Below are 21,199 nucleotides of genomic sequence, written 5' to 3'. Positions count from 1 at the left end.
GCTATTTACGAATCTTTTTTGAGATTTCGAGATGAAATTAGCACCAGGGTCGTTCTTGCGAGCGTCCCAGGCCGGGAGGGCGGCACAGCGCAAAGCAGCGTTTGCGCGTGGGGAGGAGTTAATGCGTTGATCCAAAAGGAAATTGGCGGCTTTTCAGTAGGTTCGCCGCGCCGGATCGAATGTGGATGAATGTTAAGGCGCGGTCGGTCTGGAGTGCCGCGACCGCGGTTCGGCGCGCGTCGCCGCTGCGGATATCGGGCCTGGATTGCGTGCCACCCCGTGGTTTTTGCACAGCGGGCCGCCGGACCGGTAAAATGTTTGGTTGATCCACGGAAACTGGCCGTGGCGTAGCCGAAGGGATTACCCGAACATGAGTGATTTTCATCAACGTCTTGCCGCACGCGCGCTCGCGCTTCTGATGGCGGGCGGGCTGGTCGCCGGCTGCAGCTCGCCGACGCCAGGCAAGATCGATTACCGTAGTGACGCCAAGGCGAAGCAGTCCTCGCTCGCTGTGCCGCCGAACATGCTCGACGAAGCGTCCGACCAGCGCTCGCTCGCGCCGCAGGGCGGCGAAACGTCGCTGTCCTCGCTCAAGCAGACCCAGGCCGCCGCGCCGCAGTCCGACGAGGCCCAGGTGGTCCCGCAGGTGCCGGGCATGCATATCCAGCGTGACGGCACGGAAAGCTGGCTCGTCATCGACAGCCGCACGCCCGAGCAGGTCTGGGCGCAAGTGCGCCGCTTCTGGCAGGAACAGGGCTTCCTGCTCGTGGTCGACCAGCGCGACAAGGGCGTGATGGAAACGGACTGGAACGAAACCCATCCGAAGATCAGCGACGGCCTCATCCGCAACACGCTCTCGTGGGCCACGGGCAACTCGTACGTGACCGCCGAGCGCAACAAGTACCGCACGCGCCTCGAAACGTCGCCCAGCGGCGGCACCTATGTGTTCATCAGCCAGAAGGGTCTGAGCGAACAGCTCTCGGGCACCAACAACGACACCAGCAAGTGGGTGCCGAAGCCCAACGATCCCGCGCTCGAAGCCGAGTACCTCAAGCGCCTCATGATGACGCTCGCGAACGCGAAGCCGGGCGTGCCCGACGCGCAGGTCGCGGCCGAAGCCGACGCCAAGGCCAACAGCAAGGGCACCGACGCGAAGTCGAAGGCTCCGGACGCCGCTGCGGCCGCCATGGCCGCGCAGAACGTCGCGGCCGTGGGCCAGCAATCGGGCAGCGGCTCGTCGAACGCGCAGGGCACGTCGGGTCAGTACACTTCGTCGGAGCTCACGCTCGGTGAGCCGTACGACCGCGCATGGGTGCGCGTGGGCATCGCGCTCGACCGCGCCAACTTCACGGTGGACGATCGCGACCGCACGAAGGGCATCTACTACGTGCGCTATGTCGATCCGAAGGACCACAGCTCGGACGAGCAGGGCTTCTGGAACCAGATCTTCCACGGCCGCAAGGAAAAGACCGCGAAGCAGTACAAGCTCAACGTGCGCGCCGTGACGGACAACCAGACGCGCGTCGCGATCGTGGACGACAGCGGCCAGATCGACTCGTCGCGTCCGGCGCAGGAGATCATGAGCCTCGTGGTCGACGAACTGCACTAAACATTGCGCGCACGCTCGAGCCAGCGTTGTCTGGCTCAAGGCCGCAAAAGAAAACCCGCCTGCGCATCGCCGCGCCGGCGGGTTTTTTCATGCCCGCGCGCGAGCCGTACTCAGTGCGGAATCATCCAGGTGAGCACGTTCTGCTGCAGCCACACGAGGATGCCGAGCAACACGGTCAACAGGATCGAGTGCTTGAACGTCTTCGCGAACACAATGCCTTCCTGGCCCTTGAGGTCCGTGGTGGCGACGCCCGTCGCGATGTTTTGCGGCGAGATCATCTTGCCCATGACGCCACCCGACGAGTTGGTCGCCGCCATCAGGATGGGGTTGAGATTGAGCTGTTTCGCGGCTACCACCTGGAGGTTGCCGAACAGCGCATTGCCCGAGGTGTCGCTGCCCGAAAGGAACACCGCGACCCAGCCGAGGAAGGCCGAAACGAGCGGGAAGAACGCGCCGACCGAAGACACCGCGAGACCCAGCGTATAGGTGAGGCCCGAGTAGTTCATGAGGAACGCGAGCCCGACGATGGTCGCGACCGTGAGGATGGCGATGCGCGTCTGCACCCAGGTATCGACGATCGCGACGCCGAAATCGGCGGGTTTCAGGCGCACGACGAACGCGGTGATGATCGCCGCGACGAGAATCGCCGTGCCGGTGGCGAGCGGCTGGAAGTCCCAGATCGCGCCATAGGGCGTGTTGTAGAGCGTGATGTAGACGGCCTTGTCGAGGCCCGGCCACGGCACCTTCACCTCGCCGATCGTGAAGACCCGCGCGACGGTCCAGATGATCACGACGGCCGCGACGATGATCCACGGATACCAGCCCTGCGCGCCCGTCACGGCGCCGCGCGCTTCCTTCGCGCGATCGACCTTGATGGCGAAGCGCGGATCGGGCGCGGGCTTCCACACGCGCAGGAACAGGATGGTGAGGATCAGCGAGACGAGCGACGAGAGCACGTCGGTGAGGCTGTAGTTGATGAAGTTGGCGGTGATGAACTGCGTGAGGGCGAAGCTGCCGCCCGAGACGAGCAGCACCGGCCAGATGCGCAGCATGCCGCCCATGCCCGCGTAGATCGCAATGACATAGAACGGCAGCAGCAAGGCGAAGAACGGCAACTGGCGGCCGACCATTTGACCGAGCAGATCGGCGGGCAGGTGCGTGACCGCGCCGAGCACCGTGATCGGCACGCCGAGCGCACCGAACGCAACAGGCGCCGTGTTGAAGATGAGCGTGAAGGTCAGGGCCTCGAGCGTCGGGAAGCCGAGCATGATGAGCAGCGAACTCGTGATGGCGATTGGCGTGCCGAAGCCGGAAATCCCTTCGAACAGCGCGCCGAACGAGAAGCCGACCACGACGAGCACGATGCGCCGGTCGTTGGGCAGATTGTCGAGCAACCACATGCGAAACGCCGCGAAGCGGCCCGAGCGCAGCGCGATGTTGTAGAGCAGGATCGCCGTGACGACGATCCACATCACCGGCCAGAGTGCGAACACCACGCCCGCGAGCACCGAGCTGATCGCGAGATTGACCGGAAACTGCCAGCCGGCGATCGCGACGATCAGACCGACCACGAGCCCCGCGAGCGAGGCTTGCCATGCAGGCCGCCGCGCCCAGCCGAGCAGGGCGAGCACGGTGAGAATCGGCAGCACGGCGATCAGAAACGAAAACAGCAGCGAATTGCCGATGGGGGTCAACAGCTGGTGGAACATCACGTCTCCTTTATGCTGGTTCGTTATCGGCGCAGCAGTGCGGCAGCATGCGCCGGGGCGCGTCGTCGGCTGTGGAGTTCAGGGCCCGGCCAGGCGGCCGAGTTAAGGCGGTGCTTCAATCCCCGCTAGCCCACTTGGAGGATAGATAACGAGACGGGAGCGTCAAGGAGGGAAAGTACGGTCCGGCACCGTTTTGTGGCGCAGTTCGCGGCGTGGCTGGGTGCGTGAACATTCAGTGATGCCAGTGCCTGCCGCCGCCCCAGTAGCCGAAGCCGAAAGAGACGGCGGGCGCGCCCCCGCCCCAGCCGTACGCAGGGTAAGGGTAGTACGCGGGATAGGTCGCGGGGTAGACCGCTGGATATGCTGGATAGGCCGGCCACGCAGGCACGGCGATCGCAACCGGCGGCGAGGGATAGAGCGGTCCCGGATACTGCGCGTCGGGCACGGCGGCAGGCGCGGGGTTCGGCGCCGTTTGCACGACCGCGGTTTCCTGCTGGGTGGCGGCGACGGGCACGGTGCCGTAGTAGTAGGGCGGGTAGCCGTAGGGGGCGTAGTAGTAGCAGCCGGAAAGCGCGGGGAGCGCGCTCGCGGCGGCGATCACAAGCACAGACGGACGTTTCATGGCGGGCTCCGCGAGTGGCGAACGGCCGCGCAGGATGATCGCCATCAGGCCCGGGCCGTCTGATTCGTTCGAGCTTACGCCGTACCAACGCGCTTTGCGTCGTGCTTCGTTAACAGAATATTTCGCGTAGCCGTGCCGCTGCGACGACATCGACCCAAGCAAACGCGGCGCAGCCCGTGAGGGTCTGCGCCGCGCATCCTTCCCTGATGCACGCCGTGGATGGCGTGTTGCCTGTCGTGTCGTTTCTGCTCTGTGCCGTCGCTTCGATCGTGCAGCCCGTCGTGCAGCCGCATCGTCGATCCGTACTGGCGCTAACGCTTACTTGCCCACCTGATTGCCGATCACGCCACCCACCGCTGCGCCGCCCACGGTCGAGAGCGCATTGCCGCCGATCGCCGCGCCGGCCACGCCACCCACGCCCGCGCCGATCACCGTATCGCGGTCGCGTCTCGACATGTTGTCGCAAGCGCCGAGACTGCCCAGCACGGCGATGAGTGTCGTCACCGTGAGTAGCGTGCGTGCACGTTTGAGCGTATTCATTTTTCGACTCCCTACGCATGATGCGTTCGAGTGTGCGGTGCGGCGTGCGCTGGCACGCACGCTGCGCCTTCGACACCCTCATGCTAGCCACGCGACCCGTATCAGGGTGTGTGCGCTTGTCAGAGAGTTGTGGGAATCGTTAGTAAATGTTTCGGCGGGCGGCGAGCGCCCGCCGGGGCGTAGTGAGCCCTGAGTCAGCCCGAAGTCAGCGCTTACTGGCGCTGATAGATTTCGGCGCCTTGCTTGATGAACTCGACCGCCTTCACTTCCATGCCCTTCTTGAGGGCCTCGTCGTCGCTCACGCCTTGCCTGGCCGCGAAGTCGCGCACGTCCTGGGTGATCTTCATCGAGCAGAAGTGCGGGCCGCACATCGAGCAGAAGTGCGCGACCTTGGCCGAGTCCTTCGGCAGCGTTTCGTCGTGGAACTCGCGCGCCTTGTCCGGATCGAGGCCGAGGTTGAACTGGTCTTCCCAGCGGAACTCGAAGCGCGCCTTCGACAGTGCGTTGTCGCGCACCTGCGCGCCCGGGTGACCCTTCGCGAGATCGGCCGCATGCGCCGCGAGCTTGTACGTGATGATGCCTTCCTTCACGTCGTCCTTGTTCGGCAGGCCCAGGTGTTCCTTCGGCGTGACATAGCAGAGCATGGCCGTGCCGAACCAGCCAATCATCGCAGCGCCGATGCCCGAGGTGATATGGTCGTAGCCCGGCGCGATGTCGGTGGTGAGCGGCCCGAGCGTGTAGAAGGGCGCTTCCTTGCACCAGTCGAGCTGGAGATCCATGTTCTCCTTGATGAGCTGCATCGGCACGTGGCCCGGGCCTTCGATCATCACCTGCACGTCGTGCTTCCACGCGATCTGCGTGAGCTCGCCAAGCGTCTTCAGTTCGCCGAGCTGCGCTTCGTCATTGGCGTCGTAGATCGAGCCGGGACGCAGGCCGTCGCCGAGCGAGAAGCTCACGTCGTATGCCTTCATGATTTCGCAGATCTCTTCGAAATGCTCATAAATGAAGGACTCCCTGTGATGTGCGAGACACCACTTGGCCATGATCGAGCCGCCGCGCGAGACGATGCCCGTCATGCGGTTCGCGGTGAGCGGCACGTATTGCAGGCGCACGCCCGCGTGAATCGTGAAGTAGTCCACGCCCTGCTCGGCCTGCTCGATGAGCGTGTCGCGGAACATTTCCCACGTGAGGTCTTCGGCTTTGCCGTTGACCTTTTCGAGCGCCTGGTAGATCGGCACCGTGCCGATCGGCACTGGCGAGTTGCGGATGATCCACTCGCGCGTTTCGTGAATGTGCTTGCCGGTCGAGAGGTCCATGACCGTGTCGCCGCCCCAGCGGATCGCCCACGTCATCTTGTCGACTTCTTCGCCGATCGACGAAGTGACCGCCGAATTGCCGATGTTCGCGTTGATCTTCACGAGGAAGTTGCGGCCGATGATCATCGGCTCGCTTTCCGGGTGGTTGATGTTCGCCGGAATGATCGCGCGGCCGCGCGCGATTTCGTCGCGCACGAACTCGGGCGTGATTGCCTTGAGCGCGTTCTCGCCGAAAGCGGCTGCGCCGAACGCCTGGCCCGGATGCTGGCGGCCCATCATCGCCGCGAGCTTCGCGCCGTTCGGGCCACTCGCCCTGAGGCTTTCCAGATACTCGGCGCGGCGCTGGTTCTCGCGAATCGCGATGTATTCCATCTCCGGCGTGATGATGCCCTGGCGCGCGTAGTGCATCTGCGTGACGTTCTTGCCCGCCTTCGCGCGGCGCGGCGTGCGGTGCAGGCCGGGGAAGCGCAGTTCGGCCGTCGCGGGGTCGGCGGCGCGCTCGCGGCCGTATTCGGAGGAGAGGCCCGGCAGCGCTTCGGTGTCGCCGCGCTTTTCGATCCAGCCCTGACGCAGCGCAGGCAGGCCCTCACGAATGTCGATCTTCGCTTCGGGGTCGGTGTACGGACCCGAGGTGTCGTAGACGTAGATCGGCGGATTCTTCTCGCCGCCGAAGCCCGTGGGCGTATCCGCCTGCGTGATCTCGCGCATCGGCACGCGGATATCGGGCTGCGAACCGGTCACGTAGATCTTGCGGGAATTGGGCAGCGGCGCGATCGCGGCTTCGTCGACGTGCGCGTTGGCGGAAATGAACTTCGGATTCGCGTTCATGCGTCTCTCTCTCCATGCAAAGCAAAGTGGGAACAGCGGCTTAGCAGGAGACGAGACGGAACGTGGACGGACTTCGCTGTGATGAGGTGAGGCGCTGAGCGATGTTGCGAAGTCCGGACGCTTCCCTGCGCTGGCATTATCCAGATCAGGTTCAAAGGGTATTTCTCACCCGCGAAATACGCTGCACGACTTTCGTTCGATGCGGCGCATGACGCAGGACCCCCGCGTAAGCAAGGCCAAACGATACACCGCGCTGCGACGATCTGGCAAGTGCCATCTCGCGCGCGATGTGCCAGGCGCGGGGTATCGCGATGTGTAGTGTGGCCCCAGCTTACAGCGTGAAATCCTTCGAAGCTTCCGGCTGAAACAGGATGCGCTCGATCTTCAGGGTTTCGACCGCGCCGCCCGGCGTCGTGAAGCGCACGGCGTTGCCGCGTTTCGCGCCGAGGAGCGCGAGACCCGCGGGTGAGAACACGTTCAGGCGCCCGGCGTCGACGTTCGCCTCATGCGGATAGACGACGGTGTACGTGAGGGATGCGCCGTTACGCTCGTCCACGAGCGTGACCTGCGAGTTCATCGTCACGACGTTGGCGGCCATGTCGCGCGATTCCACGATCACGGCGTGTTCGAGGAGTTCGTCGAGCATGGCCTGGCGCGCGGGCGCGGCGCCGGGTTCGGCGGCGCATTTTTCGAGGCGGGCGACATCGAGTTCGGTGAAGTAACGGATTTTCTTCGACATGGCAGTCTTCCTTGCGATCCAGAAAAGATTCGAGGTAACGGCGAGGGCTGGGAGCGAACTCGCGCAATCGGGCGCGGGCCGCAGCGGGGCGTAACGGCGGTGTAACGGATCGGCCCGGAGCCCGACCGACCGGCTCCGATGGGTTGGGGGAGGCGGTTCAGTGCGGACGCCGGGCGGCGTAAAGCGGAGCGGAGAGAGTAGCTAGGGCGCGCGCTCGGGTGTCGAGAGGCCACGGCGCGGTTCGCTCGCGCTCGGCGCGTACGCGTGCCGACGCGCCGCGCAAATGACGCGGCGGCAAGGCGAATACGGGACGCGAAACGAGCGAAAGCATGGCGAGCGGCGTGTATGAAATCCGGTTGGTGAAAGTTAAGCGAAAGGTTTTGTCATGCTAGCACGGTCTTCCCAGCGCGGCGCAACGCGGCCGTTACACGGCAATATGGTGCGCGATCCGCGGTCCTCGCTTGCGCCGCTCACACTGTGACGCGCACGCAACGAATCGCTGCGCATAAAGCATCCTGAAAGCATCCGCAACACCCGGCGTTGTTGCATAATGCGCTTCGCCCGTCCCGGGTGTCCTTCGTACTCCGTCTTTTTTCGCGTTTTTGCGCATCTGCACCATGCCGTCGAGCTTCACACGTCCCGCCACCTTGCTGCCGGGGCGCCCGCGGTCCTGCCTTTCACCTGCCGCGGTGAATTGACGATGCCTCCCCGTTTGCCTTTCCACGTGAACACTCAATCTTTATTCGCCGGGGCCCAGCAGGTCGCAGCCGCGCTATGGCGTTTCGCGCGTGCCGTACGGCTGCCGCAATCGCGCACCGGGCGCGTTGCGCTCTCGCTCGCCGTCGTCTACTTCGTTTGGGGCTCGACGTATCTCGGCGTGAAAGTCGCGCTCGATTCTTTCCCGCCGCTCCTGCTTTCCGGCTTGCGCAATCTGCTCGCCGGGATCGGCCTGTTCGTCTTCGCCATGCGCCGGCGGCCCGTCATGCCAACGCTGCTCGAAGTGCGCAACGCGGGCGTGGTGGGCACGCTGCTCGTGGGCCTGTCGAGCGGCATGCTCGCCTACGGCATGCGTACAGTGGGCACTGGCAAGGCGGCCGTGATGGTCGCCACGGTGCCGCTCTTTGCGACCGTGATCTCGGCGGTCACCGGGCGGCGCGTGGCAAAGGCCGAATGGGCCGCGGTCGCGCTCGGCCTCGTCGGCATAGCCATCCTGAGCCACGGCGGCGCCGCGGCCGGCTCGGCGGGCGGCAGCCTCGCGATTCTGTGCGGCGCGCTCTTCTGGGCAATCGGCGCGCATCTGGCGGGCAAGCTCACGTTGCCGACCGATCTCTTCGTCGCGACGGCGCTGCAGATCGGCCTGGGCGGCGCCATTTCGACGACGGTCGCGTGGATCAGTGGCGAACGCATGGGCGAGCTGTATTTCCTGCCGCTCGTGGCGTTTCTCTACCTGCTTTTCATCGGCACGATGGCGGCCTATGTCGCGTATGGCTACCTGATTCGCCATACCAGCCCGCTCGTCGCGAGCAGTTGCATGTACGTGAATCCCGTTGTTGCCGTCGCGCTCGGCGCGCTGCTGCTCGGCGAGCCGGTCACGAGCGCAACCGTTGTCGCGACCGTGCTGATTCTCGGCAGCGTGGGTCTGTCGTTCCTGTTCGACGACCGCCGCCGCACTGCCTGAGTTCATCCTGCCTTCGCGACGCGCCTCGCGTCGTCGCGCCGCGTTGCGTGCGCGGCCGCTGCGCATGCGAGGCGCACAGCGGCCGCGACTTCGTCGTTCACCGGTGATCGATGCCGGTAGCGTACGTACGAGCTACGCGCACGCGTTAGCCGTCATTCCGGCGCCTTTACCGTTTGCCGGACACTATTTTGCCTTTTCCGCCGAATTCGTGAGGGCGTGGCCGCCTGCGGAAACGTCCTCGCCGGCACCCGCCATCGTGTTGCAGGCCGAGAGCGCTGCCAGCGATGCGGTAACGAGAAAGAGGGCAATCAGGCGTTTCATGAGGAAGTCCTCCACGGTGTCAAAGGAGATCACTCTCCAGCATGTCTCGTGCCCGGTCATTTGTGCCGCCATGCGTCTGCGTGTGCGCAGGCGTCGGGTCCGCGGCTTGCGCTAGCGCTGACGCAGGCGCGACATAGCGCAGCACATCCGCCCACAAGGAGGACTACGCCATGCTTCACTACGCCATCGTGTTTTTCATCATTGCGATCATCGCCGCCGTGTTCGGCTTCACGGGAATCGCTGCGGGCGCGGCCGAAATCGCCAAGATCCTGTTCTATATCTTCCTCGTGGTCTTCGTCGTCACGTTGCTGCTAGGCGTGATGCACCGATGACGCGCGCATGCGAAACCCAATCCCACTCATGCATGTCATGTTCGAAGGAGAGTCAGATGTCGAAGACACACGCTTCGTTTGAGTTCGATCTCAAGCGCGTACGCGATGAGGCGCGCCGCAATCTCGACCAGGGGCCGGTCACGTCGGACTACCCCGCGAATCGCGAGACCGTGCTCAAGTTGCTCAACGATTCGCTCGCCACAGAGCTCGTGTGCGTGCTGCGCTACAAGCGGCACCATTTCATGGCGAAGGGCATCGAGTCCGAGTCGGTGGCGGCCGAGTTTCTCCAGCACGCGACCGAGGAGCAGCAGCACGCCGATATGCTCGCGGCCCGTATCGTGCAGCTAGGCGGCGAGCCAGACTTCTCGCCGGCAACGCTGCTCGAGCGCTCGCACTCGGAATACAAGGAAGGGGTCGACCTGAAGGACATGATCCGTGAGAATCTGATCGCGGAGCGCATCGCCATCGAGAGCTATCGCGCGATCATCAATTATCTCGGTCATGACGACACCACGACGCGACGCATCTTCGAGGAAATTCTCGCGACGGAGGAAGAGCACGCCGACGATATGACCGATTTGCTGTATGCGAGCAAATAACGCCTGACGCCAGCCCTCAGGAAGAAGTCTGCGCGCCCGCGCCCATGCGCGGGCGCGTTGCATGGTGAATCCAGCCGGCGAGCGCCGTGAATGCGATGCCCGCCACGCACACGCCGATCCAGCCGAATGCGTGCCACGCGGTTACGCCCACGGCGGAACCGGTCGCGCCGCCAATGAAGTAGCAGACCATGAACACCGTATTCACGCGGCTGCGCGCCTCGGGGCGCAGCGCGTAGATGCGCGACTGATTCGAGATCTGCGCGGCCTGCACGCCCACGTCGAGCACGATCACGCCGATCACGAGGCCAATCAGGCTCGTGCCGGAGAATGCGAAGATCACGAACGCGAGCGCCATCAGCGCGATCGACATCGTGATGACAGCGCGCGGCCCGCGCTTGTCGGCGGAGCGGCCCGCCATCGGCGCGGCCAGCGCGCCCGCCGCACCGACGATGCCGAACAGGCCCGCCGCCTGCGGCCCGAGATGGAACGGCTCGCCCGCGAGCAGCAGCGTGAGCACGGGCCAGAAGAGGCTGAACGCGGCGAAGAGGCAGGCGCCGGTCGCCGATGCTTCACGCAGTCCGGGCAGCTCCAGCACGAGATGCCACATCGAGCCGAGCAGCTTGCCGTAGCCGAGCGTCGAGGTCGGCTGGCTCTTCGGCAACTTTTTCACGATGACGAGCGCGAGCACGAGCAGCGCGACGATCGACGCGCCGAATACCGCGCGCCAGCCGAAGTACTGACCGACGAAACCGGCCGCGGTACGCGCGAGCAGGATGCCGAGCAAGAGGCCGCTCATCACCGTGCCCACCGCGTGGCCGCGCGCCTCGGGCGGCGCGAGTTCCGCGGAAAACGGCACGGCCTGCTGCGCGATGGTGGAGAGGATGCCGATCGCGAGGCTCGCGCCGACCAGCACGGCAAGCGAGGGCGCCGTGGCCGCGACGAGCAGCGCGACGCACAGGCCGGCGGTTTGCAGCAGGATGATGCGGCGGCGGTCGTAGCGGTCGCCGAGCGGCGCGAGCAGCAGCATGCCCGCTGCGTAGCCGAGCTGGGTGCCGGCCGGCACGGCGCCGATCCACGCGGCGCCGGCCGGGAAGCTCTGGCGGAAATCGTCGAGCAGCGGCTGGTTGAAGTAGATGTTCGCGACCGTGACGCCCGCGATGGTCGCGAGCAGGAGCAGCAGGCCGCGCAGCGACTGGCTTGCGCCAGCGGTTGCGGAATCAGGTGTGGACATGTGCGATGCGGGCGGCGCCCGGTGATGCGAAAGGCAGGCTTCGAGCGTGCCGATCATACCGGAGCGCGCACAATCGCGCTGGCGGCCCGGGAGCGCGCCGCCTGTCGCGCTTTCAGGCAATCAGCTCGCCCGTGGGCTCGTAGAACGGATACGGTCCGTCGAATGGATCGACGTAGCCATGATGCGTGACGATCCCGCCCCGCGGATCGTAGCGATGCAGCGCGAAGGCGGGCGGCTCCAGCGTGAACGTGGAGGGCGCATCGGGTGCGAGGTCGAGTGTGACCTGGTGGGCCGGCGCCGGCACGGCCGCAGCGATCGTGCCGCCGAAGCGCACGAACATGGGCCGGTGCACGTGGCCGCACAGCACGCGCTCGACGTTGGGATGGTGCGCCACGAGCGCTTCGAGCGCCTGCGCGGCACTGTCGTCGAGCCGAATCGCATCCATGTGGCCGATGCCGCAGTCGAACGGCGGGTGATGGAGTGCGACGATCACGGGCTTGCCGCGCGCCGCATCGAGCTGCTGCGCGAGCCACGCGAGGCGCGCGGCGCAGAGTGTGCCCGCGCTTTGCCCCGGCTGCATGGAGTCGAGCGCGATCACGCGCAGCGCGCCGAGGTCCACGGCGTACTGGATGAACTCGCCGCCTTCGCGCAGTTCGGGCCGATCGGCGAATACTTCGCGCAGCGGCTCGCGCGCGTCGTGGTTGCCGATCAGGAGCCAGTACGGAATCTCGAGCGTGTCGAGCAGCGATTTGAGGTGCCGGTATTCCTCGACCGAGCCCTGGTCGACGAGGTCGCCGGTCATGAGCACCGCGTCGGGGCGCGGCGTGAGCGCGTTCAACCGCGCGATGGTGCGTGCGAGGCTCGCGGCCGTATCGACGCGGCGATAGGCGAGCGCGCCCGGTGGCTTGATGTGCAGGTCGCTGATCTGGGCGAGCAGCATGGTAGTCCTCATTGAGTAAGAATTACGCGAGCGCGATGAGCGCTTCAGGGGCAATCGAAATGCCGACCGGCGTGCCGCGCGCCAGCTCGACGCGGCCCGCCACGTCGACGAGCAGGGCATCGGGCGCCGCGCCGCCGATCGTGAGCCGCGTGCGCTCGCCGAGAAAGGTCGCCTGCTCGATCACGCCGCGCAGCTGCGCGCCGACAGGGTCGGCGAGCGTGGCGTCTTCGGGGCGGAAATACAGCTCGGCGGCGCCGCTCGTCTGGTACGGGCCGGCCGGCACGGCGCCGCCGCTCGTGCGCAGCATGCCACCTTGCCATTCTCCGGCGATCCGGTTGAGCGTGCCGACGAACTGCGCGACCGCACGACTCGCAGGCCGGAAATAGATCTCGCGCGGCGTGCCGATCTGCTCGATGCGGCCTGCGCTCATCACGACGATGCGGTCGCCCAGCTCCATCGCCTCGGCCTGATCGTGCGTGACGTAGACCGTCGTCACGCCCAGCTCGCGCAACAGCGCGTTCATCTCGCTGCGCAAGGTGTCGCGCAGGCGCGCATCGAGCGCGGTGAGCGGCTCGTCCAGCAGCAGTACACGCGGGCGTGGTGCGAGCGCGCGTGCGAGCGCCACGCGCTGGCGCTGGCCGCCCGAAAGCTGGTTGATGGGCTTGGTCGCGTGCGCTTCGAGACGCATCATCGCGAGCAATTCGTCCACGCGTGCGCGCGCGTCGGCGGCGGGAACGCGCTGGATTTTCAGGCCATAGCCGATGTTGCCGCGCACGTCGAGGTTCGGAAAGAGGGCGTAGTTCTGGAACACCATACCGACCTTGCGCCGCTCGATCGGCAGCGCGGTCACGTCTTCGTCGCCAAAGGCCACGCGGCCGCCGGCGTCGGGCGTCTCCAGACCCGCGATCATGCGCAGCGTGGTGGTCTTGCCGCAGCCCGAAGGGCCGAGCAGCACGAGCGTTTCGCCGGCGCCGATCGCGAGGTCGAGCGGTTCGAGCACGCGCGTGCCGCGAAACGTCTTCGCGCAGCGCGTGAGCATAATCGGGATCGGTTCGAGTTTCATTCGGAATCCTTGTTGCTATTTTGCTGGCCTGCGAGGCGCTGCTTGCCAGAGGGCTTTCCTGAGGCGCCGGGCACGTCCACGCCGAGCCATTGCATCGCCACGAGCAGCGGCATCGTCATGACGAAGAAGAGGATCGTGTAGGCGCTGCCCACTTCGATGCGCAGCGACGCATAGGTGTCCGCGAGGCCGACTGGCAGCGTTTTGGTGTCGGGCGTGTGCAACATCCAGGTGAGATTGAATTCGCCGATCGAAAGCGTGAGCACCGCGAGCGCGCCCGCCACGATGCCGGGCCGTGCATTGGGCAGCACGATGGTCGTGAAGCGCTGCCAGAAGCCCGCACCGAGGCTCGCCGCGCCTTCTTCGAGCGTGCGCAGGTCCGCCGACGCGCACACGGCTGCCACGGGCCGCACCATGAACGGCAGCGTGAACACCACGTGGCCGACCACGATGAATGCCGCGCTCATGCGAAAGGTGCTGAAGCCGCCGTACACCACGAGCAGGGCGAGCGCCGAAGCGAGGCCGGGCAGGGCAACCGGCAGCACGAGCAATTCCTCGATCAAGCGCGAGAGGCGCGTGCGGCTGCGCGCGAGCGCATAGCCCGCGGGCACGCCGGTCGCGAGCGTGATGACGAGCGTGGCGGCCGCCACTTCGAGCGAGAGAAAGACGCTCGCGTGATACTGCGCCCAGACCTGGTCGAGCCAGCGTAGCGTAAGGCCGCTCGCGACGCCGCGAAAATAGTTGACGGTAAGCCCCGCGAGGATCGACATCACCACGGGCACGATGAGAAATGCGCAGGTGGCGAGCGTGACGAGCCATTGCGCGCACGCGATCCATGCGCGCACCGAGGGCCGGGCGAAGCGCCGCCGCGCGGCGGGCGGCTGGCCGGGCGCTTCGTGTACGTCTTGCGCAGCCGTTGCGGCGGGATTGACGACCGAATTCATTCTGGAGTCCTCGAAAACCACAGCGTGCTCATGCCGTGGCCGCGACGGCCGCGCCCGTCACGCTGCGCGCGAGCGTGAGCACCGCCCACGTCACGAGACCGAGCACGATCGAAAGGCCGGCTGCCGTGACCATGTTCGCGTTGAGCGTGAACTCGGTATAGATCGTCATCGGCAGGACGTCGATGTCGGTGGCGAGCGTGAAGGCCGTGCCGAACGCGCCCATCGCGGTCGCGAAGCAGATCGCTCCTGCGGCGACGAGGCCGGGCGCGAGCGCGGGCAGGATCACATCGCACAGCACGCGCCACGACGACGCGCCAAGCGATCGCGCGGCCTCTTCGAGCGAGCCGTCGAGCTGGCTTGCGCAGGCCATCACGGTCACGATCACGCGCGGAATCGAAAAGTACAGATAGCCCGCGAAGAGTCCCGCCATCGAGTACGCGAACACCCAGCGCTCGCCGGTGAGCCGCAGCGAGAGCGCGCCGATGAGCCCCTGGCGGCCGGCGAGCATGATCACCATGAAGCCGACCACCACGCCCGGAAACGCCAGCGGAAACGTGAGCAGCGCGACGAGCGCACGGCGCCCCGCGAATGTGCGCCGTGCGAGCAGAAGGCCGCAGATCGTCGAGACCACGAGCGTTGCCGCGGTCACGGCGGCCGAGAGCGCAATAGTCGCGCCAAGGCTCCTCATGTAGCGGCCATTCGTCAGGAGTGCGCGATAAGTTTCGATGAAGTGCCCGTCGGCGCTCACTTGCACGAGTGCGATCATCGGCAGCAGCCAGAAGGCGAGGAACACCGCGAGCGCGGGCGCGATGAGCGCCACACGCCAGCGCAGCGGAAAAGTGAGGTCATGCATGGAAGTGATCGGCCGGGGTATCAGTGCATGATCTGCAGATAGCGCTCGCCGAACGCCTGCTGCTGCGCCGCCATCTTCGCGAAGTCCACGGGTTTTGCGCGTGCATAATCGCTCGCGGGCAGGAACTTCGAAGCCGCTTCCGGCGAGAGCGCGCTTGCGCGCACCGGGCGCAGGTAGGCATTGGCCCAGAGCTTCTGGCCTTCGTCGGACAGCACGAAGTCGAGCACCTTCTTGCCGTTCGCTTCGTGCGGGCCGTTCTTCACGAGGCTCATCACGTAGGGCACCGAAATCGTGCCTTCCTTGGGGATCACGAACTCGACGTTTGCGTGGTCCTTGTACCTGGCGCGGTAGGCGTCGAAGTCGTAGTCGAGCAGGATCGGAATCTCACCCGACAGCACGCGCGCGTAGGCGGTCTGCTTCGGCACGATCGGCTGGTTGGCCTTGAGCTTGCCGAACCATTCGAAAGCGGGCTGGAAGTTGTCGAGCGTGCCGCCCAACGCGAGATTCACGGCTACCGCGCCCGCATAACCCACGAAGGCGCTCGACGGATCGAGGTAGCCGACCATGCCCTTGTACTCGGGCTTGAGGAGATCGGCCCACGAACGCGGCACCGGCTTGCCTTCGAGCGCGTCCTTGTTGACGAAGAAGCCGAGCGTGCCCGAGTGGATGGCGAACCAGTAGCCTTGCGGGTCCTTCAGGTCGGCGGGAATGTCGTTCCAGTGCGCGGGCTTGTATGGCGTGATCACGCCCTTGTCCTTCGCCTGGAATGCCGATGACACGCCGAGATAAACGACATCGGCGACCGGGCTCTTCTGCTCGGCCATCAGTTGTGCGATGGATTGGCCGGAGTTCTTGTTGTCGAACGGCACGCGAATACCGGTCTCTTTCTGGATCGCCTGGATCTGGCTCGCCCAGTCGGCCCATTCGGGCGGACAGTTGTAGCAGATGGCGGTCTGATCGGCCTGCGCCGTCAGCGGCGCGGCAAATCCGGCTACGAGGGCGGCGGCGCTCGCGGCGAGCGGCAGCGCGCGGGAGAAGCGGGCGAAGCGGGTCAGGCGCCGCACGGGTGCGGCTAGCGTGCGCAGGACGGCGCGCACGGGCACAAGCGAAAGCGGGCCGGCAAAGGCGAGTCGGCTGGTCAAGGCAGGTCTCCAGGTCGGTTGCGAGAGCGTTCTGGTGGATGAGGGCCGCGTGCGTGCACGGCCCCGGATTGTTCGGCTGGTTCGGTTTGTTCCTCAGACGCGCCACTGACTCACGAGAGCGCGCCGCCGAGTTCGAGGCCGCGATCGATCGCGCTTCCACGCGCGCCGAGCGGCGCGTGCGCGATCGCCGCGATGGTGCCGCCGGTGCGCAAGGTGTGCGGCAGCGTATTGGCGAGTGGCCCCGCATACTGGCCGCCGATGCGCGCCATCAGGCATTGCCACGCTTCGCAGCCGATATCGCGGTTCGGCGTGCCGATGCTCGCAAGCGGCGGCGCGAGCAGTTCGCTCATCGCGAGGCCGTCGAAGCCGAGAATCGACATGTCCTGCGGCACGCGCAGGCGGGCGCGGCGCAGTCCGCGCATCACGACCATGGCCAGCAGGTCGTTGCTGCAGAAGAGGGCCGTGGGCCGCGCGGGCCCGCTCGTCAGATGTGCGAGCACCGAAGGCGCAAGCTCTTGCGCGTTGAAATCGACTTCGAGGGCCGGCGCGGGCGTGAGGCCGGCCTGCTGCATTGCGAGGGCATAGCCCGCATGGCGCTGGCGCGCGCGGTCGGAGGCGGCGAGCGTGCCGGCCAGCATGAGGATGCGGCGATGGCCGTGCGCGATGAGCATGCGCACGCCGTCGCAGGCGGCCTGGTGGTTGTCCACCGACACCGAAGGGCGCCGTTTCGTGTCGTTGTGCATCAGCACGTAGAGCGGGCCGTCCGCGTCGAGTTCGTCGAGCAGGGGATGGGTGTCGGCGTCGGCGACGGTCAGGATCAGCCCCTCGACACGTTGCGCGCGCAACGTCTCGATCGCATGACGCTCGCGTTCGGCGTCGTACTGCGTGGTCATCAGCATGAGGCGAAAGCCCTGCGCCGCGGCGAGTTCGTCGATGCCCTGCAGGCACTCGGCGAACACCGGATTGGCGAGCGTGGGCAGCACCACGCCGATCAGACGCGTGCGCTCGCCGCGCAACTGGCGGCCGAGCGGGTTCGGGCGGAACTTCAGCGCGTCGATTGCTTCGCGCACCCGCGCGAGCGTGACGGGGTTGACCGTATGAGGCGCATTGATCGCGCGCGACACGGTGGCGATCGAGAATCCGGCGTGTGCGGCGACATCCTTGATGGTTGGCGTCATGCGATCGGCCCCGGCGTCGTATGTAAACGTTTTCGATGGGGCCGATTATGAAAAATGCGTATGACCGGCAGATGACGGATGCGGTCCCCCGTCCCGCCTTTGGGAGGCGCGCCGGGCAATGGTAGAATCGCGTCCGCCCTGCCGGGGTGATGAAATTGGTAAACATAGCGGACTTAAGAAACGATTGAGTGCCCGACCGGAAACGGCCGGTGCAGAACCCCTCAAATTCGGCGAAACCCCTGGGCCTGGAAGCGCGTCGCGCGCGAGGCGCCGAGGCAACGCCGAGCCAAGCCGGCTGCCGCGCAAAGCGGTGGTCAGGAAGGTGTAGAGACTAGACGGGGGGCGCCTAAGGCCAGGCGCGGCGTGAGATTACGCGGCGCTCAGCGACGGTGAAGGCATAGTCCAGCGCACGAACGCGCGCCCATGCATGGCGCGTGGCGTCGAAAGACGTGGTGTGACGAAAATCCGCCGCCTTACGGCTTGCCGGTTCGAGTCCGGTCCCCGGCACCAGATGTTGTTGTTCCAGCGAATGCCGCTGGATTCCCGAAACCCGCGATAGCTTCAGGCTTCGCGGGTTTTTCATTTGCATGGCTAAATCCGTGCGGGCGCACGAAGGGATCTGGCTACACCGAAGAGAAAAACAGGATAGGCCGGGAAAAGCCCCGGGCAGCCGCGCAGAATGGCGGCGCGAGGATCAGTCGGGCGCTGCGCCGCAACCGGGCGCTTGCGCACTCAACGACTACCGATCTTCCCGGTGAGAGGATTGATCAGCCTTGCGAACCCGAACAATGCCGCGATGCCGAAGGGGCAGGCGATAAAGAATGCGGTCAACATGACGCGGCCCTAAACGTAACAAAATGTATCGTCAGTTTAGCGCGGTCATGCGATTTGGGTATCAGGGTGAACGACAACAAACTATTGCGCCATCTCGAGCAATCTGGTCTGCAACAGCGCGCTAACGGGCTGCAACGCCCGTTTGACGCGGATGCGCGAGAAGACTATGCGGTCCCCCTCAGATGCAGTCGAAGATGACTTCTACTGTCTGGGACGTCATGCCGCGCACGCCTTCGCTGTGGATCTCGACCGTATGCAACTGCTTCTTCCGTTTTTCGCAGTAGTCCTCGGCTTCGCTGAGCCCGACTGCGCGCACGTGGTTCCACGAAACAAGCTCCCAGCGCGCGCGGCTCGTGACGGTGAGATGCCCATCCTGTCTCGAATTGACGGCCGTTACCGATGTGCACGCCGCCAGCATGCTGACTCCAAACAACAGGATGCAACCTTTCATAGATTCTCCGTGGTCCGCGAGCATTCTCGCCGCCAACCCGGGGAATTGGCAACCCGCAGCGGTGCGTCCCGGCGCGCCGGGTTTGCTTGACGCTGTGGAACCGCCCGCGCCTGCGTCAACGAGCGGGAGCGACTGAGCGGTGCCTGCGGAGGTATCGACTTCGGGTGGCGCGGATGCGCGTGAACTTACGGGCGTCAGCGCAAGTTGACGACTTGTCGCACCTGAGGTCAAGGGCGAAGGTGTCGGGCAGCCAGGTATTGGCTTCGGGTCGGTAATCGGGGCGGCCGCGGACATCGAGGTCCGCAGTGGCGGGCGTGTGACCCTGTCCAGCCGAATGCTGAACGGCGTTCGGCGGGTTGGTCATGAGCGCGCTCCGGCGGTGGGGCCGCGAGCGAGCGTGGTACCACGTGTCGCGCCGTTAAACCGCGCCCACGCCGCGAAACGCGGCTGGGCGCTCGCGGCGCGCAGGGCGCTCAGTCATTGGCGCTCAGTCGTGGGCGATCAGGTCGCCGACTTGACCCTGGCCTGAAACGAGACAGGAAGAGAGGAAGTTTTCGCTCTGGGCGCTCGCACCGTGTTCGCCGAATCCGCGCACGAGGGCTTCGGCCTTGACGAGTGCGGAGCCCTGGGCACAGGTAAGCGAGCCAGCCTCGTGAGCCTGCACACGTGTCATGGCACGATTCGCGAGGAGGAGTGCGAGGACGATGACAACACCAACGTTGAATGCTTGTCTCATGATTCCGTCTCCTTGTGCATTGAGACTATCTCAGCCGTTCGGCGTCCGAATCCAGGAGTTTCCCGGCGATGCACTGCAGCACATGCGGCGCACAAGAACCGTTTTCATGCGGTCTGCCTAATGCTTCGGCATCCTTTGCTTGCACCCCGCACGCCGCTGCGCCTTGAGCAGCGCGGCACGGTAAAAAGGCGCCGGTACGCTGGGTGAAGCGCTGCGGCGCAACAATGCCGCGACGCGTCAGATTCGACGTCTGCTAACAAATGTAGCCCTGTAGGGCGGCGAGCCGGACGTGGCACATCGACACGGTGTGTTTTTGCACAACGACCGCGTTGCCGTGGCGCGGTTCCGGGATGCTCAACGTGGCTTGAAATGCGATGGGGCTTCCTGCAAGATCGACGTCCGATCCCTTTTTACTGTTCGAGGTGAACCCATGCAGTTGATCGGTATGATGGACTCCCCCTACGTGCGTCGCGTCGCGATTTCGCTCCATGTGCTGGGGCTCGAGTTCGAGCACCGCAGCATTTCGGTATTTCGGCAGTACGACGAATTTGCTCAGATCAATCCCGTCGTGAAGGCGCCGACCTTCGTCGACGACGACGGCACCCAGTTGATCGACTCGACGCTGATCCTCGACTATCTGGACCGCAAAGTGCCCGCCGCGCGGCGGCTCATGCCGGAGGAGGCGCAGGAGCGGACCTTCGCGCTGCGCGTGAACGGTTTCGCGCTCGCGGCCATGGAAAAGACGGTGCAGCAGGTCTATGAACGCCAGTTGCGCCCCGCCGAGCGCCAGCACGAGCCGTGGTTCGAGCGCGTGAACGCCCAGATGCACGCGGCCTGGACCGTACTCGACCAACTCGTTGCGGGTCGCGACGGCTGGCTGTGCGCGGGCCGCATCACGCAGGCCGACATCACCGCGGCCGTTGCGTGGCGTTTCAACCAGTACATGCTGCCCGGCTGCGCTGATCCCGCCCGATATCCGGCGATTGCCGCGCTTTCCGCACGTGCCGAGACACTGCCGGAATTCGTCGCCACGCCCCTCGACTGAAGCGCGTCCGCAGGGCCGGAATTCGCCCAAAGCCGTGTGGCGCGGCCGCGCGCGATGCCCGGCGAACACGGCGGACCCCGCCGCCGCACCCCTTGTTTCAACATTCGGATCGATTGTTTGCGATTCTCGACAAGTGACTTCGCTGGGGGCCCATTTATCCACGCACGCCGCATTCCTAGAATGACAACCATGGAATGACCTTGCGTCAGGAGGACGCGGGGCATGCAGCGGGAGCGGTCATGAAATCCTTTATCGAACGACAGTTATATCAGCCAGCATTGGTCCTGCCGATGGTGGACCTGATGCAGCTGATGGTGTCGCACGACTTCAACATGGGGCAAATCGGCCTGATGATGGCGACGCGCGGCGCGCGCGCCGCATTCCTGCGCTCGCGCGAACTCTGGAACGCGGGCCACGGAGAATGTGCGGCCACCGATTGTGTGCACTGATTGTGTGCTGATTGCACGCACGCGGAGCTTCCTTAACTTCAAC

General features: G+C 65.5%; 22 protein-coding genes and 1 riboswitch. Of the genes, 6 read left to right on the top strand and 16 right to left on the bottom strand.

The annotated features are described in order from the left end of the window. Positions 1–370: 370 nt before the first annotated feature. Positions 371–1,609 (top strand): outer membrane protein assembly factor BamC, encoded by a 1,239-nt coding sequence (gene bamC, locus AB3X99_RS18505; protein ID WP_069268172.1) that lies wholly within the window; start codon positions 371–373, stop codon positions 1,607–1,609. Between the two features lie 110 nt (positions 1,610–1,719). Here the strand turns inward: bamC and AB3X99_RS18500 are convergent, their stop codons facing one another. From AB3X99_RS18500 to AB3X99_RS18480, 5 genes are all read right to left on the bottom strand, one after another. Continuing rightward, complete coding sequence (locus AB3X99_RS18500) at positions 1,720–3,318, bottom strand: L-lactate permease (RefSeq protein ID WP_368617721.1); 1,599 nt, start codon at positions 3,316–3,318, stop codon at positions 1,720–1,722. Between the two features lie 232 nt (positions 3,319–3,550). Beyond that, positions 3,551–3,940 carry a hypothetical protein gene (locus AB3X99_RS18495; RefSeq protein ID WP_368617720.1) on the bottom strand — a complete coding sequence of 130 codons (390 nt, stop codon included), beginning with the start codon at positions 3,938–3,940 and terminating at the stop codon, positions 3,551–3,553. Between the two features lie 318 nt (positions 3,941–4,258). Continuing rightward, positions 4,259–4,480: a glycine zipper 2TM domain-containing protein gene (locus tag AB3X99_RS18490; protein WP_069268170.1), complete on the bottom strand. Its 222-nt coding sequence runs from the start codon at positions 4,478–4,480 to the stop codon at positions 4,259–4,261. Between the two features lie 212 nt (positions 4,481–4,692). Further along, entirely contained in the window at positions 4,693–6,624 is a 1,932-nt protein-coding gene (gene thiC, locus AB3X99_RS18485; RefSeq protein WP_368617719.1) for a phosphomethylpyrimidine synthase ThiC, read from the bottom strand. Positions 6,625–6,728: 104 nt separating this feature from the next. Then, a riboswitch (TPP riboswitch) is annotated at positions 6,729–6,858 on the bottom strand. A gap of 97 nt (positions 6,859–6,955) precedes the next feature. Beyond that, positions 6,956–7,363 (bottom strand): GreA/GreB family elongation factor, encoded by a 408-nt coding sequence (locus tag AB3X99_RS18480; RefSeq protein ID WP_069268168.1) that lies wholly within the window; start codon positions 7,361–7,363, stop codon positions 6,956–6,958. A gap of 799 nt (positions 7,364–8,162) precedes the next feature. Here AB3X99_RS18480 and AB3X99_RS18475 point away from each other — a divergent pair. Next, positions 8,163–9,041 carry an EamA family transporter gene (locus AB3X99_RS18475; protein WP_368617774.1) on the top strand — a complete coding sequence of 293 codons (879 nt, stop codon included), beginning with the start codon at positions 8,163–8,165 and terminating at the stop codon, positions 9,039–9,041. A 183-nt stretch (positions 9,042–9,224) separates the two neighbouring features. Here AB3X99_RS18475 and AB3X99_RS18470 read toward each other — a convergent pair whose 3' ends face one another. Beyond that, positions 9,225–9,362, bottom strand: a complete 138-nt coding sequence (locus AB3X99_RS18470; RefSeq protein WP_042264962.1) for an entericidin A/B family lipoprotein — start codon at positions 9,360–9,362, stop codon at positions 9,225–9,227. A gap of 170 nt (positions 9,363–9,532) precedes the next feature. Between AB3X99_RS18470 and AB3X99_RS18465 the strand changes: the two genes are divergently transcribed. After that, positions 9,533–9,694, top strand: a complete 162-nt coding sequence (locus AB3X99_RS18465) for a DUF1328 family protein (protein ID WP_028204224.1) — start codon at positions 9,533–9,535, stop codon at positions 9,692–9,694. Between the two features lie 56 nt (positions 9,695–9,750). Beyond that, the gene (locus tag AB3X99_RS18460) at positions 9,751–10,293 is read left to right on the top strand and encodes a bacterioferritin (RefSeq protein WP_256094991.1); all 543 of its coding nucleotides are present in this window, start codon (positions 9,751–9,753) and stop codon (positions 10,291–10,293) included. A gap of 16 nt (positions 10,294–10,309) precedes the next feature. Here AB3X99_RS18460 and AB3X99_RS18455 read toward each other — a convergent pair whose 3' ends face one another. The 10 genes from AB3X99_RS18455 to AB3X99_RS18410 form a co-directional block, all read right to left on the bottom strand. Beyond that, a complete protein-coding gene (locus tag AB3X99_RS18455; RefSeq protein ID WP_368617718.1) occupies positions 10,310–11,524 on the bottom strand; it encodes an MFS transporter in 1,215 nt (404 codons plus the stop codon). Between the two features lie 112 nt (positions 11,525–11,636). After that, positions 11,637–12,464, bottom strand: a complete 828-nt coding sequence (locus tag AB3X99_RS18450) for a phosphodiesterase (protein WP_368617717.1) — start codon at positions 12,462–12,464, stop codon at positions 11,637–11,639. A 22-nt stretch (positions 12,465–12,486) separates the two neighbouring features. Beyond that, positions 12,487–13,527: an ABC transporter ATP-binding protein gene (locus AB3X99_RS18445; protein WP_368617716.1), complete on the bottom strand. Its 1,041-nt coding sequence runs from the start codon at positions 13,525–13,527 to the stop codon at positions 12,487–12,489. Then, positions 13,524–14,468: an ABC transporter permease gene (locus AB3X99_RS18440; RefSeq protein WP_368617715.1), complete on the bottom strand. Its 945-nt coding sequence runs from the start codon at positions 14,466–14,468 to the stop codon at positions 13,524–13,526. Before AB3X99_RS18440 ends, AB3X99_RS18445 begins: the two co-directional genes overlap by 4 nt. A 28-nt stretch (positions 14,469–14,496) precedes the next feature. Further along, on the bottom strand, positions 14,497–15,321 hold the full coding sequence (locus AB3X99_RS18435; RefSeq protein WP_368617714.1) for an ABC transporter permease: 825 nt from the start codon (positions 15,319–15,321) through the stop codon (positions 14,497–14,499). Between the two features lie 20 nt (positions 15,322–15,341). After that, a complete protein-coding gene (locus tag AB3X99_RS18430; protein WP_368617773.1) occupies positions 15,342–16,385 on the bottom strand; it encodes an ABC transporter substrate-binding protein in 1,044 nt (347 codons plus the stop codon). 188 nt (positions 16,386–16,573) lie between these two features. Next, on the bottom strand, positions 16,574–17,641 hold the full coding sequence (locus AB3X99_RS18425) for a LacI family DNA-binding transcriptional regulator (RefSeq protein WP_342945920.1): 1,068 nt from the start codon (positions 17,639–17,641) through the stop codon (positions 16,574–16,576). 346 nt (positions 17,642–17,987) lie between these two features. Beyond that, on the bottom strand, positions 17,988–18,230 hold the full coding sequence (locus AB3X99_RS18420) for a hypothetical protein (protein ID WP_141710864.1): 243 nt from the start codon (positions 18,228–18,230) through the stop codon (positions 17,988–17,990). A 423-nt stretch (positions 18,231–18,653) separates the two neighbouring features. After that, positions 18,654–18,926 (bottom strand): hypothetical protein, encoded by a 273-nt coding sequence (locus tag AB3X99_RS18415; protein ID WP_069268162.1) that lies wholly within the window; start codon positions 18,924–18,926, stop codon positions 18,654–18,656. A gap of 487 nt (positions 18,927–19,413) precedes the next feature. Beyond that, positions 19,414–19,662 carry a hypothetical protein gene (locus AB3X99_RS18410; RefSeq protein WP_069268161.1) on the bottom strand — a complete coding sequence of 83 codons (249 nt, stop codon included), beginning with the start codon at positions 19,660–19,662 and terminating at the stop codon, positions 19,414–19,416. 430 nt (positions 19,663–20,092) lie between these two features. On the opposite strand from AB3X99_RS18410, the gene AB3X99_RS18405 reads away from it, so the two are divergent. Beyond that, positions 20,093–20,707: a glutathione S-transferase gene (locus AB3X99_RS18405; RefSeq protein WP_342945918.1), complete on the top strand. Its 615-nt coding sequence runs from the start codon at positions 20,093–20,095 to the stop codon at positions 20,705–20,707. 239 nt (positions 20,708–20,946) lie between these two features. Beyond that, a complete protein-coding gene (locus AB3X99_RS18400) occupies positions 20,947–21,156 on the top strand; it encodes a hypothetical protein (protein WP_069268200.1) in 210 nt (69 codons plus the stop codon). Positions 21,157–21,199 lie beyond the last annotated feature (43 nt).

The organism is Paraburkholderia sp. BR10882 (assembly GCF_040948855.1).
GTDB classification, from domain to species: Bacteria; Pseudomonadota; Gammaproteobacteria; order Burkholderiales; family Burkholderiaceae; genus Paraburkholderia; species Paraburkholderia nodosa_A.
The sequence above is the reverse complement of the archived record's forward strand: the minus strand, read 5'-3'. Positions and strand labels throughout refer to the sequence as shown.